Genomic DNA, 13,519 nt, shown 5'->3' with positions numbered 1-13,519 from the left:
AGCGCGATCAGCGGGATGTGCTTCATCCGGGCATAGGCGAAGATCGGCCGGTACAGGCCGAAATCGAAGCCCCAGGACCGCTCCCAGTCGACCTCGCGCAGGAAGGCGGCCTCGTCGAGCTTGCCCGCGATCCAGGCGTCCAGCGCGGCCTGGCGGCTGCGCGGCACCATCTCCAGCCCGATGGCCAGCTTGGGCTCCTGCTCGTGCAACGCCGCGATGCGCTGCAGCTGCCAATGGTGGTCGGTGACGCGGTCATGGGTCTCGCCCAGCAGGACGATGCCGCCATCCGGCCGCGCCGGATGCGAGGCCGGCGCCGCGCACCCGCCCACGGACCAGCCGAGCAGGCTCGCCGCGGCCAGGACCAGGATCCTCCCCCTCATCGCCATGGTTGCACTCCGTCCGACACCGGTCTCATGTGGCAGCCTTCATCGCCCACGGCAACCGCTTCGCCGCGACGACGGGCAGGGTTGCGCCAAGCCGCGGAAATCGCGAGCTATGACACCGGTTCGAGACGAGGAGTCGGGATGAGGCGGGGACCAGACCAGACCGGGGTGGGGGCATGACCGACATCGCACAGGCGGTCATCGGCTTCATCGGCCAGCACCCGCACTGGGCCGGCCTGCTGATCTTCCTGATCGCCCTGACCGAATCGGTGGCAGTGATCGGCCTGTTCATTCCCGGCTCGCCGATCCTGATCGGCGTCGGCGCCGTAGTGGGGCTGGGGCACCTGCCGCTGTGGCCCATGCTGGTCTGGGCCACCGCCGGCGCGATCATCGGCGACGGCGTGTCCTACGAGATGGGGCGGCGCTGGCGCGGCACCATCCTCGGCGCCTGGCCGATGAGCCGCTATCCGGCGCTGGTCGCCCGCGGCGAATCCTTCTTCCACCGGCATGGCGGCAAGAGCATCGCGCTGGGCCGCTTCCTGCCGATGCTGCGGCCGATGATCCCGATGGTGGCGGGCGCGCTGGGGCTGCGGCCGGGGCTGTTCTATTCGGTCAACATCGCCTCGGCGATCGTCTGGGCGCCGGCCCATATCCTGGGCGGCGCGGTGCTGGGCGCGTCGCTGGGCGCTCTCGGCGCCGTCAGCGGCCGGCTGGTGGCGATGCTGGCCGTGCTGGGGCTGACGCTGTGGCTGCTGGTCGTCGTCACCCGCTGGGTCTGGCGCCGGCTGCTGCCGCTGCTGGGCTGGGCGCAGCACGCGGTGCATGGCTGGGCCATGGCCCGCGGCAGCCGCCCGGCCCGCCTGCTGGCCCGGCTGGCCGATCCGGACGAGCCGGACCTGCGCGTCATGGCGGCGCTGGGCGCCCTGGTGCTGCTGCTGGTGGCCGGCTTCGTCAACCTGCTGAGCCTGGTCGCCGCCCATGGCGGGCTGGCACGGGCCGACGGCGCGATCAGCGCCTTCGTCCAGGGGCTGCGCACGCCCTGGGGCGACACCGCCCTGACCGTCGTCACCATGCTGGGCGACGGCTTCACCGTCACCATCATGGTCGTCGCCGCCATCGCCTGGCTGGCGGCTCACCGCGCCTGGCACCGCGCCGGCGGCGTGGCCATCGCCATCGCCGTTACCGCCGCCTTCGTGCCGCTGGTGAAGGGCCGGCTGCAGATCCTGCGGCCGACCACGGACCTGTACAGCGGCGCCGACGCCTTCAGCTTTCCCAGCGGCCACGCCGCCTTCTCCGCCGTGCTGTACGGCATCCTTGGCTGGCTGGTGGCGCGCGGCCTCCCCGGCCGCTGGCAACTGGTGCCGCTGAGCGTCGCCGCCGCGCTGATCGGGCTGGTCTGCGCCTCGCGCGTCTACCTGGCGGCGCATTGGCCGTCCGACGTCGCCGCCGGGCTGATCTTCGGCCTGGGCATGACCGTCGCCTTCGCCATGGCCTTCCGCGGCGCGAACCCGGAGCGGATCCGCCCCCGCGGCTTCGCCGCCGCGCTGCTGCTGACCCTGGCCATCGCTGGCGGCGCCCATGTCGCCACCGGCTTCCAGGCCGCCGCGGCCATGTATGTGATCCGCGACCGGACCGTCGCGATGCCGGCCGCGGAGTGGCGGGCGGAAGGCTGGCGCCGGCTGCCACAGCAGCGCATAGACCTGGAGGGCGACGCCGAGCAGCACTTCCGCCTGCAATGGGCCGGGCCGCCGGAAGCGCTGGCCGCCGCGCTTGCCCCCGCCGGCTGGATCGCCCCGCCGGGCTGGAGCGTCGCCACCGCCGCCCGCTATCTCGACGACACGGCCGATGCCCGCACCCTGCCGGTGCCGCCGGTGCTGCAGGACGGGCGGATGCCGGTGCTGACCCTGATCCGCCCCGCGGCGGACGGGACGGGCCGCGAAGTGCTGCGGCTGTGGCGCTCGGGCTTCGCGTTGGAAACTGGCAGCCCGATCCTGCTGGGCGCGCCCGGGATCGAGTCGATCCACCACCCGCTCGGCCTGGTCAGCGCCATCGACGCCGAGGATGAGGGGCCGCTGCCGGAGCTGCCCGAGTTGGCCCGCCTGCCGAACGCCGCCTCCCCCGCCTCCGGCCTGGTGCTGGCCTGGCCCTGAGCCCGGTGCGGCATGCTGCCATGCCTTCCAGCCCCTGGACGGATGCGGCGCCGCACCGCATGATGCGATCGCGATCCGTTCTCAACGATCGACCCCTTCAGCCCAGGTGCAGTCATGTCCAGCACGGCCCCGACGGACGAGCCGAAGACCCTGATCCTGACCGGCGCCAGCCGCGGCATCGGCCACGCCACGGTGAAGCGCTTCAGCGCCGCCGGGTGGCGGGTAATCACCGTCTCGCGCCAGGCCTTCTCCAAGGACTGCCCGTGGCATGCGGGCGAGGAGGACCATGTCCAGCTCGATCTCGCCGACCTGGACGGGATCGAGCAGGGCCTGTCCGCCCTGCGGGCCCGCCTGCCGCATGGCCGGCTGGACGCGCTGGTCAACAATGCCGGCATCTCGCCCAAGCTGCCCGGCGGCAAGCGCATGGGCGTGCTGGACACCGACCACGCCACCTGGATGCATGTGTTCAACGTCAACCTGTTCGCCACCGCCCTCCTCGGCCGCGGGCTGTTCGAGCCGCTGAAGGCCGCGAAGGGAACGATCATCAACGTCACCTCGATCGCCGGCAGCCGCGTCCACCCCTTCGCCGGCCCGGCCTACGCCACCTCGAAGGCGGCGCTGGCGGCGCTGACGCGCGAGATGGCGCATGAATTCGGGCCGCATGGCGTGCGGGTGAACGCGATCGCGCCGGGCGAGATCGACACCTCGATCCTCTCGCCGGGCACCGAGGCGATGATCGACGGCGAAATCCCGATGAAGCGCCTGGGCAAGCCGGAAGAGGTCGCCGCAACGATCATGTTCCTCTGCACCGCCGGCTCGTCCTACATTACCGGGGCCGAGGTGCACATCAACGGCGGCCAGCACGTGTAGGCGTCAAGCCGCCGCCTTCGGCGGAACAAGAAAACAGGGAGTGCCAGCATGATCCGTTTCACCCGCCTTCTGCCCGCGGCAGCGTTGCTGGCGGCCGGCTTCGCCGCGCCAGCCATGGCGCGCGACCTGACCGTCGTGTCCTGGGGCGGCGCCTATCAGGACGCCCAGCGCGCACTGTATTTCGAGCCGTTTAAGGCCGCCGGGAACCCGATGCATGACGAGAGCTGGGACGGCGGCATCGGCGTCCTGCGCGCCAAGGTCGAGGGCGGCGATTCGAGCTGGGACGTGGTCCAGGTCGAATCCGAGGAGCTGGCGCTGGGCTGCGACGAAGGCCTGTTCGAGCCCCTGAACTGGGACGCGATCGGCGGCCGCGACGCCTATCTGCCCGAGGCGGTGAACGACTGCGGTGTCGGCGCCATCGTCTACAACTTCATCCTGGCCTATGACGGCGCCAAGTTCCCCAATGGCGGGCCGCAGAGCTGGGCCGATTTCTGGGACGTCAAGAAGTTCCCCGGCAAGCGGGCGATGCGTCAGGGGCCGAAGACCAATCTCGAGATCGCGCTGATGGCCGACGGCGTGGCCCCGGCCGATGTCTACAAGGTGCTGGCGACGCCCGAGGGCGTGGACCGCGCCTTCCGCAAGCTGGACGAGCTGAAGCCGAACATCGTGTGGTGGACCGCCGGCGCGCAGCCGCCGCAGATGCTTGCGGCCGGCGAGGTGGCGATGACCACCGCCTATAACGGCCGCATCTCCGCCGCCAACGACGCCGACAAGAAGGACTTCAAGATCGTCTGGAACGGCAGCCTGTTCACCATCGACAGCTGGGTGATCCTGAAGGGGTCGCCCAATGTCGACGCGGCCACCAAGTTCCTGGCCTATATGGGCAAGCCGGAGAACCAGGCGAAGCTGCCGACCAAGATCACCTACGGCGTCACCAACAAGGCGGCGACGCCGCTGATCCCGGCCCAGTACCTGCCCGGCCTGCCGACCAACCCGGCCAACATGTCCCAGGCGATCGAGCTGAACCCTGAGTTCTGGGTCGAGAACATCGACAACCTGACCCAGCGCTTCAACACCTGGGCGGCGAAGTAGCTTCGCCCAGCCCGATGGCTCGCGCTCAGATGCTGACGAGTCCCCCCTCCCCTCGCGGGAGGGGGTCAGGGGGAGGGGGTTCGCGCAGCCAAAGCGAACGATCCTGCATGCTCCCCGCTCTTCGATCGACACCCCCCTCCCCCTACCCCCCTCCCGCGAGGGGAGGGGGGACTCCTGAGCCCTCGTCATGACCGCCCTGACCGAGGGCGGCCCCGAGATCCGGCGGTCGCTGCGGCGGGCCGGGCGGCGCCGGCGGATCGAGGCCTGGCTGCTGCTGGCGCCGCTGGTCGCCTTCCTGCTGCTGGTCTTCGTCGCGCCGATCGCGGGCATGCTGTGGCGCGCAATCGACGACCGCGAGCTGGCACCGGTGATGCCGCGCACCATCGCCGCCCTGGCCGGCTGGCAGGGCGAGGCGCTGCCAGGCGAGGACGCCTTCGCCGCCCTGGCCGCCGACCTGGCGCAGGCCCGCGCCGACAAGACCCTGCCCACCGCCGCCCGGCGCCTGAACTACGACCGCAACGGTTTCCGCACGGTGGTCAGCAACACCGCCCGCAAGCTGCCGGACGCGCCGAAGGGCAGCTGGCAGGAGACGCTGACGGCGCTGGACCCGGCCTGGGGCCAGGTCGAGACCTGGGGCGCCATCGCCCGCGCCGCCGGGCCGACCACCGATTTCTACCTGCTGGCGGCGCTGGACCTGCGCCGCGACGCCGCCGGGTCGGTCCAGCCCTCCCCGCCCGAGGAGGCGATCTTCCGCGAGGTGTTCCTGCGCACCTTCCTGGTCGCGCTCTCGGTCACCGCGCTGTGCCTGGTGATCGGCTTCCCGGTGGCCTATCTGCTGGCGACCCGGCCGCCGCGCATCGCCAACCTGCTGATGATCCTGGTGCTGCTGCCGTTCTGGACCTCGCTGCTGGTCCGCACGACGGCCTGGGTGGTGCTGCTGCAGAGCAACGGCGTGGTCAACGAGATCATCACCGGCCTCGGCCTGGCGGGGGAGCCGCTGCAGCTGGTCTACAACCGGGTCGGCGTCCTGGTGGCCATGACCCATGTGCTGCTGCCCTATATGATCCTGCCGCTGTACAGCGTCATGCGCTCGATCCCGCCGGCGCATCTGCGCGCCGCCTATTCGCTGGGCGCCCGGCCGGTCGGCGCCTTCCTGCGGGTCTACCTGCCGCAGACCCTGCCGGGGATCGGCGCCGGCGCCCTGCTCGTCTTCATTTTGGCGCTCGGCTACTACATCACCCCGGCGCTGGTCGGCGGGCCGGCGGACCAGATGATCAGCTGGTTCATCGCCTTCTACACCACCAGCACGGTCAACTGGGGCATGGCCTCGGCCCTCGGCCTGCTGCTGCTGGTGGCCACCCTCGCCCTCTACGCGGTCTATGCCCGGCTGGTCGGCGCCGACCGCATGCGGCTGGGCTGACGCCATGCGAATCTTCGAAAGCCTGCGCTTCTGGCGCGCGCTCCTCTGGCTGACCGGCGGCGCGGCGCTGCTGTTCCTGATCGCGCCGATCCTGGCGATCATGCCGCTGTCCTTCAACGGCGGATCGTTCCTGGTCTATCCGCTGGACGGCGTGTCGCTGCGCTGGTTCGCGGAGTTCTTCGGCTCCGACCGCTGGATGGGCGCCCTGGCCAACAGCCTGATCGTCGGCAGCGCGACGACGGTGCTGGCCATGGCGCTGGGCATCCCGGCGGCGCTGGGGCTGAGCCACGCGCCGCTGCGCTTCCGCGGGCTGCTGACCGGCCTGCTGCTGTCGCCGATGATCGTGCCGGTAGTGATCGTGGCCGTCGGCCTGTACTTCGCCTTCGCCGCGGTCGGGCTGACCAACAGCTATGCCGGGCTGATCCTGGCGCACACGGCGCTGGCCGCGCCCTTCGTCGTCATCACCGTCGGCGCCACGCTGCAGGGGCTGGACCGCAACCTGCCCCGCGCGGCGTCGAGCCTCGGCGCCCGGCCGACCACGGTGTTCTTCAAGGTCACCCTGCCGCTGATCCTGCCCGGCGTCGTCTCCGGCGCGCTGTTCGCCTTCGTCACCTCTTTTGACGAGGTGGTGGTGGCGCTGCTGCTGGCGGGGCCGGGCCAGCGCACCTTGCCGCGAGAGATGTTCAACGGCATCCGCGAGAGCATCACCCCGACCATCACCGCCGCCGCCAGCGTGCTGATCGTGGTGTCGACGCTGATGCTGATCGCGATCGAGGCGCTGCGCCGCCGCGGCGAAAGGTTGCGGGCCCGGCGCTGACTTGCTGGTGCAAGCGGCCGGGAGTAGTGAAGCGTATGCTTAACCATGCACAGCCGCTCGACCTGATGTTCCAGGCGCTGGCCGACCCCAGCCGCCGGATCATGGTCGAACGGCTGAGCCGTGGCCCGGCTTCGGTCAGCGAGCTGGCCCAGCCCCTGTCGATGTCGCTGTCGGCCGTGGTCCAGCATCTGGCGGTGCTGGAGGCCAGCGGCCTGGTGCGGTCGGAGAAGACCGGCCGGGTGCGCACCTGCCGGATCGAGCCGGCAGCGCTGCAGGCCGCCGAGCAGTGGCTGAGCGAGCGGCGGCTGAGCTGGGAGCGCAAGCTCGACCGGCTGGGCGACTTCCTCGCCGCCGCGCCGGACGAGCCCTCTTCCTAATTCACCGCCCCGTCGCCGCCGAGATCCTCCATCGTCGGATCCGCCGCCGACTGGCCGGTGGCGCGGTTGACCAGCACGGTGACGACCCAGAGGCCGACGCCGATCGCCAGCAGGATGCCGGCGATGGCGTACTGCTCGGTCGCCCGCCCGGTCCAGGGGCCGGCCAGGAAGCCGCAGCACGCGGCGCCCAGCACCGGCAGGACGGTCGGGGTGCGGAAATGGCTGTGCTCCACCCGGTCGCGACGCAGCACCAGCACCGCGACATTGACCACGGTGAAGACGCAGAGCAGCAGCAGCGCCGTGGTGCCACCCAGCGCCGGCACGCCGCCGACGAAGCCGATCAGGCCGAAGGCCAGCAGCGTGGTGAAGCCAATGGCGATATAGGGCGTGCGCCGCCCGGCATGGACCCGGCCCAGCACGGTGGGCAGCACCCGCTCCCGGCTCATGCCATAGACCAGCCGGCTGGCCATCAGCATGTTGATCAGGGCGCTGTTGGCGACCGCGAACATGGTGATGAAGCCGAAGATCTCCAGCGGGAAGCCGGGCGCACCGGCCTGCACCACCTTGAGCAGCGGCGTCTCGCCCTCGCCCAACTGCTCCGGCGGCACCAGCGTGATCGAGGAGATCGAGACCAGCACATAGATCACGCCGGTGATGCACAGCCCCGCCACCAGCACCTTCGGGAAGATCCGGCTCGGCTCGCGGCACTCCTCGGCCATGTTGACCGAATCCTCGAAGCCGACCATGGCGAAGAAGGCCAGGGTGGTGGCGCCGATCACCGACCAGAACAGCCCCCGGTCGGTGGCGCCGAACTGGGTGATGCGGGAGACGTCGCCCTGCCCCATGCCGATCGCCCACAGCCCGATGCAGATGATGATCAGCAGACCGGTCAGCTCGACCAGGGTCAGCACCACATTGGCCTTCACGCTTTCGCCGACGCCGCGGAAGTTGACGATGGCGACCACCGCCATGAAGCCGAGGGCGACCAGGGTGATCCCCCCACCCCCGAGGCCAAGGTTGAACGCCGTCGCCAGGTTGGCGGCGAAGGCGCGAGAGGCGGTCGATGCCGAGGTGATGCCCGAGCACATCACCGCGAAGGCGACGATGAATGTGATGAAATGGATGCCGAAGGCCTTGTGCGTGTACAGCGCGGCACCGGCGGCGCGCGGGTATTTGGTGACCAGCTCGAGATAGCTGAAGGCGGTGACCAGGGCGACGGCGAAGGCCACCAGGAAGGGCAGCCAGACCGCGCCGCCGACCTGCTTCGCCACCTGCCCGGTCAGGGCGTAGATGCCGGTGCCGAGGATGTCGCCGACGATGAACAGCAGCAGCAGCCAGGGCCCCATCACCCGGTGCAGGCTCGGCTCCACGGCCGGCGCGCCAGGGGCTTCCTTGGCGATATCGACCATCATCTCCCCCTTCCGACGATCGTATGCGGATAAGCATGAAACAGCATTTCCGCAGGAATGTCGCCCTAGGCCCGCCCCATGAACCGCGCGAGGAATGGCCGGCGGGTTAACCGCGCCGAGCAAAGATTGCGATCCGGACATTCAGGCGCCACGGCGCGCCTCAGGGCGGCGTTGCGTCCATGTCCATCAGGCAGTCGCCCTGCTGGGGTAGGCTGAAGAACCGTTCCTTCGCACTGCCGGAGCACGCCTCCATCATCGACAAGGCCAGGATCTCGCGAACCGTGAACTCGGTCCTGCCGTACAAGACCAGTGGCCTGATCTCGTCCATGCCAGGCGAAGCCGGTGTCATTCCGGCCTTCGCCACAGCATCGTCCAGAAACTTGCGGGTGCATTCCAGCATCATCCCCTTGATGCTGCCCGCCCCGCATTGCCGTCCCTCATCGGTCAGGCAACGGCTCTTGATGCTGCTGGCCTTCAGGTCGGACAGCCACATCAGGAACTCCGACTGCTTGGCCGAGTACCCGTCCTGCTTGAGCTTCCGGACCAGCAGGTCCCGCTGGTCGCTGTACGAGTAGGTCCGGCAATCCCGCGGTTCCGACGGCCCCGCCACGGCAAGACCGGCCGGTGCGGCCATCGCCATCAAAACCAGCAGGCCACAGGTCGACGCATGCCCCATTTTGGTCCTCCCCCTTCGCCCTGGGGCGATGCTCGAGAGATCCGCAACCGACCGCAACAAAGAAGCCCGGACCTTCCGGTCCGGGCCTTTTGCGTCCGACGATGCTGGATCTGCTTACGCCGCAGTGGCGCGCAGCATCCAGGCGGTCTTGTCGTGATAGGTGATCCGATCGGTCAGCAGGTCGACGGTCGAATCGTCGCCGGCCTTCTCGCCCACCGCGAGGGCGGTCTTGGCCTGCTCCGACAGCAGCTCGTGGCTCTTCACCAGGTCCTTGACCATGGCCTGGCCGTCGATGCCGTCCTTGGGCGGCGACACCTTGGTCAGTTCGGAGAAAGCCTTGAAGCTGCCCGGCGCATAGTCGCCGAGAGCGCGGATCCGCTCCGCCACCTCATCCACCGCCGCGAACAGCTCCTTGTACTGCTCCTCGAACATCAGGTGCAGCGAGCGGAACTGCGGGCCTTCCACGTTCCAGTGGTAGTTCTGGGTCTTGATCTGGAGGGCGTAGGTATCGGCCAGCACCTGCTTCAGCGCGTCCACGACCGGTGTATTGGAGGCCTTGCTCATCACCCTTCTCCTGCGTCTTCGGTAGGCGTCCGGCCCGTCCCCGGGACCGCTGCCACGGATTGGTAAATGGCCCCGATCCGGCGGAGTTCCAATCGATCCGCCGGATCGGGGCCATCAACCCTCCTTATCGGAAAAGGCAGATCGGATTCCACCTGTCATACGGGATAGGGCCGGGCAAACTCAGAGATGATTTGCAAACGGCCAAATCGGCCTGGGCAGTTGCCCGATGCCAGCTTGCCGGCGAAGCGGCAACGGACCTAGGCCAATTGGTCCGGCGTTGTCACGCCCATCCTCGAGGGCGGACGGTCAGGCCCAGTCGCGCCAGCGGGCGGCGATGCGGTTGCCGACCGACAGGCGCAGATCCTGGATGCCGGTGTCGACCTCGCGGCTGGGATGCACCCGGTTGGTCAGCAGCGTCCAGGCGATGCCGCGGTCGAGGTCGATCCACAGCCCGGTGCCGGTGAAGCCGAGATGGCCGATGGTGCGCGGCGAGCACAGGCTGCCGCCCTTCCAGCCGGGATGGCGCCGCTCCCACCCCAGCGCGCGGCCGGGGGTCGATTGGGGGGCGCACAGCTCGACCATCGCCGCCGGGCTCAGCAGCCGGCCGCGCAGCAGCTCCAGCGCGAAGTCGAGCACGCCGCGGACGGTACCGAACAGCCCGGCATGGCCGGCGGCGCCGCCGAGCGACCAGGCGTTCTCGTCATGCACCTCGCCACGCAAGAGGCGGTTGCGGACGGCGCAGACCTCGGTCGCCGCCGATTGCGCCGGCGGCGGGGCGAAGGACAGGCCGGTGCCGACCGGCAGCTGGTTGAAGGCGACGCCGCGCCAGCGCTCGACCACGAAGCCGAGCAGCATGTAGTTGATGTCGGAATAGACCGGCTCGGCCTTCACCGGCCAGTGCTTGCGGATCACCGCGGTGCGGCGCTGCTCCGCCGGGCCGGGCCAGAGATAGATCCGCTCCTGCGCCGGCAGGCCGCTGGAATGGTCGATCAGCCGGCGCAGCGGGATGGCGCCGTGCAGCGGCGCCGCGTCCGGCAGGTGCTTGGCCAGCGGGTCGTCAAGGTCCAGCACCCCCTCCTCCACCAGCTTCAGGATCTCGGTCACCGTGATGATGACCTTGGTCAGGCTGGCGAGGTCGAACCAGGTGTCGCGCTGCAGCGCCTCGGGCTTCGGCAGGGTGGTGGCGACACCGCCCCAGCGCAGGGCGCGCTGGCCGTCGGCGGTGGCGATGCCCAGCGCCGCACCCGGAATCCGGCCATCCTCCAGGGCGAGGGCCACGGGAGCGAAGGCATGATCGGCGAGGGTCTCGAGGCTCATGGACACGGCTCGTCGGGGGGAACGGCGTCGTTAGAGCATGGCCACGGTGGCGACCGCAAGGCTGGGGCGCGAGGCCGGGCCGCCCTGCCCTGCACCTGGCCCGGGTTGGACGGCCGCAAGCCGCGTGCTAGACCCACCCGGCAACGCCCATAAGAAACGGTCGCCATCATGTCCCGCACCGCCGCCCGCGCCCTGGTCGACACCCTGCGCCTGAACGGCGTCGACACCATCTTCTGCGTCCCGGGCGAGAGCTATCTGGCCGTGCTCGACGCGCTGCACGACGTGCCGGAGATCAAGGTCGTGGTGTGCCGCCAGGAAGGCGGCGCGGCCTACATGGCCGACGCCTATGCCAAGGCCACGGGGAAGCCGGGCATCTGCTTCGTCACCCGCGGCCCCGGCATCACCAACGCCTCGGTCGGCATCCATGTGGCGCAGCAGGACAGCTCGCCGGTGATCGTGTTCATGGGCCAGGTCGGCCGCGACATGTTCGAGCGCGAGGCCTTCCAGGAGGTCGATGTCCGCAAGGTCTTCGGGTCGATGACCAAATGGGCGGCGCAGATCGACGACGCCGACCGGGTGCCGGAATTCGTCTCGCGCGCCTTCTACACGGCGACCTCCGGCCGCCCGGGCCCGGTTGTGCTGGCGCTGCCGGAGGACATGCTGGTGGAGGAGACCGACGCGCCGGACGTCCGCCCGGCCGCGCCGGTCGAGACCGGCATCGGCGTCGAGGCCCTGGCCCGGCTGCGCGACCTGCTGGCCGAGGCCAAGCGGCCGCTGCTGCTGATCGGCGGCGGCGGATGGAGCGCCAAGGCCCGCGCCGACATTCAGGCCTTCGCCGAGGCCTGGGAGGTGCCGCTGACCGTGTCCTTCCGCTGCCAGGACTATGTCGACAACGACCACACCCACTATGCCGGCGATGTCGGCATCGGCCCGAACCCGAAGCTGGCCGAACGGGTGAAGACCACCGACCTGCTGATCGTGCTGGGCGCCCGGCTGGGCGAGATGACCACCAGCGGCTATACCCTGCTGAACGTGCCGGTGCCGGCACAGCGGCTGGTCCACATCCATGCCGGGGCGGAGGAGCTGGGTCGGGTGTACCAGCCCGAGCTGGCGATCAACGCCAATTCCGCCGCCGTCGCCGCAGCTCTGGCCGCCCTGGCCCCGGCCGGCGACCTCCAGGCCCGGCAGGACTGGGTCCGCTCCGCCCGAGCCGACTACGAGGCTTGGCAGCAGCCGGTGGTGTCGCCCGGCCCGGTGCAGATGTCGGAGATCGTGCGCTGGCTGGTTGACCGGCTGCCGACCGACAGCATGATCTGCAATGGCGCCGGCAATTACGCTACCTGGTTCCACCGCTTCTACCGCTACCGCGGCTGGCGCACCCAGCTGGCGCCTTCCAACGGGTCGATGGGCTACGGCGTGCCGGCCGGCGTCGCCGCCAAGCTGCAGCATCCGGAGCGGGTGGTGATCGCCGCCGCCGGCGACGGCTGCTTCCTGATGAACGGGCAGGAGCTGGCGACCGCGGCCCAGTACAACGCCGCCGTGGTGTTCCTGGTGATCGACAACGGCATGTACGGCACCATCCGCATGCATCAGGAGCGGGAATACCCGGCCCGGATCAGCGGCACCGAGCTGAAGAACCCGGATTTCGCGCAGCTGGCTCGGGCCTATGGCGCCCATGCCGAGACGGTGGAGCGGACCGAGGAATTCGCGCCCGCCTTCGAGCGCGCGGTCGCCGCCGGCAAGCCGGCCCTGATCTGGATCAAGCTGGACCCGGAGGCGATCACCCCGCGCGCCAGCCTGAGCCAGATCCGCGCCGCGGCGCAGCAGGCGAAGGGCTGACGGCTGGCACCTCAGAGCGTCGAGACAGGGTCGCATTCCTGCCATAGACGCTTCCGATAGTGCCGTCCGACACGATCCCTATCCCGCGACCCGTCGGCCGCCGGGCGTTCCCGCGAGAGGCTGCACATGACCAGATCCTGGGCCCGAATTCTCTGGCTGGCCGTGCCGGTCCTGATGGCCGGACAGGCGATCGCGGCCGATGCGCCGCCGCGAGCCACTGGGCCGATGACCTTCGTGTCCGCCGGCAATGGCGGCAACTGCATCGGCTGCGAATGGACGGCGGCGGAAGGCACGATCACCGCTGCCACCCCCGCCGCCTTCGACGCCTATGCCGCCCAGAACGGCTGCCCGGCGCTGCACCTCGATTCCTCCGGCGGCGATCCGGCGGCGGCGATGGTGCTCGGCCGCAAGATCCGGGAGCAATGCGTCGACGTCGAGGTCGGCCGCACCGTGCCCTATGAGGATTCGACCCTGCCGGCGGGTTCCCCCAAGGTCGAGGATACGGCCCCGGGCCGCTGCGAGGGCGCCTGCATCCTGGCTTTCCTCGGCGGCCGCAGCCGCAGCGCGGAGGCTGGGGAGCTGGTGCCCCGCGGGGGGTCGGAGTG

The 13,519-nt window shown here is 70.2% G+C and carries 13 protein-coding genes; 8 read left to right on the top strand and 5 right to left on the bottom strand.

The genetic code is table 11. The features are described from left to right. Positions 1–386: ChaN family lipoprotein (locus ABDW35_RS19605; RefSeq protein WP_343715564.1), on the bottom strand; the 386-nt coding region annotated here is incomplete at its 3' end. A gap of 173 nt (positions 387–559) precedes the next feature. Here ABDW35_RS19605 and ABDW35_RS19600 point away from each other — a divergent pair. From ABDW35_RS19600 to ABDW35_RS19575, 6 genes are all read left to right on the top strand, one after another. Further along, the gene (locus ABDW35_RS19600; RefSeq protein WP_343715563.1) at positions 560–2,533 is read left to right on the top strand and encodes a phosphatase PAP2 family protein; all 1,974 of its coding nucleotides are present in this window, start codon (positions 560–562) and stop codon (positions 2,531–2,533) included. A 114-nt stretch (positions 2,534–2,647) separates the two neighbouring features. Beyond that, complete coding sequence (locus ABDW35_RS19595) at positions 2,648–3,403, top strand: SDR family oxidoreductase (protein WP_034843060.1); 756 nt, start codon at positions 2,648–2,650, stop codon at positions 3,401–3,403. 48 nt (positions 3,404–3,451) lie between these two features. Beyond that, complete coding sequence (locus ABDW35_RS19590; RefSeq protein WP_343715562.1) at positions 3,452–4,495, top strand: ABC transporter substrate-binding protein; 1,044 nt, start codon at positions 3,452–3,454, stop codon at positions 4,493–4,495. Between the two features lie 187 nt (positions 4,496–4,682). Next, positions 4,683–5,915 carry an ABC transporter permease gene (locus ABDW35_RS19585; protein ID WP_343715561.1) on the top strand — a complete coding sequence of 411 codons (1,233 nt, stop codon included), beginning with the start codon at positions 4,683–4,685 and terminating at the stop codon, positions 5,913–5,915. Positions 5,916–5,919: 4 nt separating this feature from the next. Further along, complete coding sequence (locus ABDW35_RS19580) at positions 5,920–6,732, top strand: ABC transporter permease (RefSeq protein WP_343715560.1); 813 nt, start codon at positions 5,920–5,922, stop codon at positions 6,730–6,732. A 35-nt stretch (positions 6,733–6,767) separates the two neighbouring features. After that, entirely contained in the window at positions 6,768–7,109 is a 342-nt protein-coding gene (locus tag ABDW35_RS19575; protein ID WP_343715559.1) for a metalloregulator ArsR/SmtB family transcription factor, read from the top strand. Here the strand turns inward: ABDW35_RS19575 and ABDW35_RS19570 are convergent. The 4 genes from ABDW35_RS19570 to ABDW35_RS19555 form a co-directional block, all read right to left on the bottom strand. Further along, positions 7,106–8,521, bottom strand: a complete 1,416-nt coding sequence (locus ABDW35_RS19570) for an APC family permease (protein WP_343715558.1) — start codon at positions 8,519–8,521, stop codon at positions 7,106–7,108. The two genes, ABDW35_RS19575 and ABDW35_RS19570, sit on opposite strands and share 4 nt — an antisense overlap. Before the next feature lie 157 nt (positions 8,522–8,678). Further along, the gene (locus ABDW35_RS19565) at positions 8,679–9,194 is read right to left on the bottom strand and encodes a hypothetical protein (RefSeq protein ID WP_343715557.1); all 516 of its coding nucleotides are present in this window, start codon (positions 9,192–9,194) and stop codon (positions 8,679–8,681) included. Between the two features lie 114 nt (positions 9,195–9,308). Further along, positions 9,309–9,758, bottom strand: a complete 450-nt coding sequence (locus ABDW35_RS19560) for a DNA starvation/stationary phase protection protein (RefSeq protein ID WP_034838596.1) — start codon at positions 9,756–9,758, stop codon at positions 9,309–9,311. Between the two features lie 306 nt (positions 9,759–10,064). Then, positions 10,065–11,075 carry a serine hydrolase domain-containing protein gene (locus tag ABDW35_RS19555; RefSeq protein WP_343715556.1) on the bottom strand — a complete coding sequence of 337 codons (1,011 nt, stop codon included), beginning with the start codon at positions 11,073–11,075 and terminating at the stop codon, positions 10,065–10,067. Between the two features lie 168 nt (positions 11,076–11,243). Here ABDW35_RS19555 and ABDW35_RS19550 point away from each other — a divergent pair, with 168 nt between their 5' ends. Then, positions 11,244–12,914: a thiamine pyrophosphate-binding protein gene (locus ABDW35_RS19550; protein WP_343715555.1), complete on the top strand. Its 1,671-nt coding sequence runs from the start codon at positions 11,244–11,246 to the stop codon at positions 12,912–12,914. Positions 12,915–13,040: 126 nt separating this feature from the next. Further along, positions 13,041–13,519, top strand: a 479-nt coding sequence (locus ABDW35_RS19545) for a hypothetical protein (RefSeq protein ID WP_343715554.1), incomplete at its 3' end; no start/stop codon positions are given.

It is taken from the genome of Inquilinus sp. (genome assembly GCF_039594555.1).
GTDB lineage: Bacteria > Pseudomonadota > Alphaproteobacteria > DSM-16000 > Inquilinaceae > Inquilinus.
This window is presented reverse-complemented; position numbering and strand designations above follow the sequence as displayed.